The organism is Collinsella aerofaciens (genome assembly GCF_028209395.1).
GTDB classification, from domain to species: domain Bacteria; phylum Actinomycetota; class Coriobacteriia; order Coriobacteriales; family Coriobacteriaceae; genus Collinsella; species Collinsella aerofaciens_AZ.
Map to the genome: position 1 here is coordinate 1 of NZ_JAQLDQ010000051.1, position 1,449 is coordinate 1,449.

Consider the following 1,449-nt stretch of genomic DNA (forward strand, 5'->3'; position numbering starts at 1 on the left):
TGAACTGCCTCCCATTTCTTGGACATGAGAAATGGGAGGCTTTCTTTATGCGCGTTGATTTGAGAGTGAAGCATGATATCGAGGCCAGGAAGGCGGCCATAGGGCTCTTCGAGCTCGGGCACGGGTATAAATCTGCCGCGATTGCCCTTTCGCTTCCCGTGGAAGCCGTGAGAAGATGGCAGGAGATATACCGCGCATTCGGGAGCGAGGTGCTGCTGCGCATGGACGGAAAGCAGGGCAGGTACACATACGAGCAGAAGGTCGCCGCCGCCTCCGCCGTCGTCGACGGCGGCATGACGAAGACCGAGGCGATGGCGGCGTTCGGCATAATGTCGATGTCGCCGCTCAAGAAGTGGTGCGCGCTATACCGCCGGGGCGGCGCGGAGGCCCTGCGCCCGAGGCCCAAGGGCCGGCCGAAGGGTTCCAAGGCGAGGCCGCGGACCCGCGAGGAGGAGCTCGAGGAGCGGTGCCGTAGGCTCGAGGCCGAGGTGGCCTACCTAAAAAAATTACGCGCCCTGGTCGAGAGGGACGGGCTCTGACCAGGGCGAAGGCCGAAGCGGTCGCGGCCCTGCGCGCCGAGGGGCACGCGCTCGGGCACCTGCTCGCATGCGCCGAGCTCAAGCGGTCGACCTACTACTACGCCCTCGCGCACCCGCCGAGGCCCACGCGCCCCGAGCTCTGGGAGGCGGCCGCCGAGATCTTCTCGCGCACCGCCAACGGCTGCGGGCACCGGCAGATAGCGATGTGCCTCAGGGCGGAAGAGGGGGCCGTGATAGCCGACAAGACCGTGCTCAAGATGATGCGCGAGATGGGGATTCGCTGCGGTATCAGACGCGAGACGGCCTACCACAGGTACAACTCGTACAGGGGCGTCGTCGGCAGGACGTTCGAGAACGTGATCGCGAGGGATTTCGACGCCGGGGCCCCGTGGCGGAAGCTGGGAACGGACGTCACCGAGTTCAAGGTGGCGGGCGGCAAGGCCTACTGGGCCCCGACGCTGGACTTCTGCACCAAGGAGATCGTGGCGAGCGACATATCGACCACGCCCGACATGGCCCAGCAGGTCAGGATGCTCGACGAGCTGCTGTCCAAGATCCCCGAGGGCGCCGCCCCGACCATGCACTCGGACCGGGGCTGGCAGTACCAGCACGCCTCGTACACATCCAGGCTCGAGGCCGCCGGCATCGTCCAGAGCATGTCCAGGAAGGCGAACTGCATCGACAACGCCGCCACCGAGCAGCTCTTCGGCCACGTCAAGGACGAGTTCTACCGGGGCCGCGAGTGGGAGACGTTCGAGGATTTCAAACGCGACCTGGAGGAATACATAGTCCACTGGAACACGAGCCGGAGGCAGGTAAGATTGAAGGGCCTGACCCCGGAGGAGTTCCGGAATCAGGCCCTCGCGGCCTAGTCGCTATTTAGGGCGTCCAAGATTTGGGACGCAGTTCA

At 65.0% G+C, this 1,449-nt stretch carries 2 protein-coding genes; both read left to right on the forward strand.

The genetic code is table 11. From position 1 onward, the window contains the following. Positions 1–539, forward strand: a 539-nt coding sequence (locus PMW67_RS09675; RefSeq protein ID WP_347487368.1) for a helix-turn-helix domain-containing protein, incomplete at its 5' end; no start/stop codon positions are given. A 29-nt stretch (positions 540–568) separates the two neighbouring features. Next, the gene (locus tag PMW67_RS09680; RefSeq protein ID WP_233504193.1) at positions 569–1,411 is read left to right on the forward strand and encodes an IS3 family transposase; all 843 of its coding nucleotides are present in this window, start codon (positions 569–571) and stop codon (positions 1,409–1,411) included. Positions 1,412–1,449: the final 38 nt, after the last annotated feature.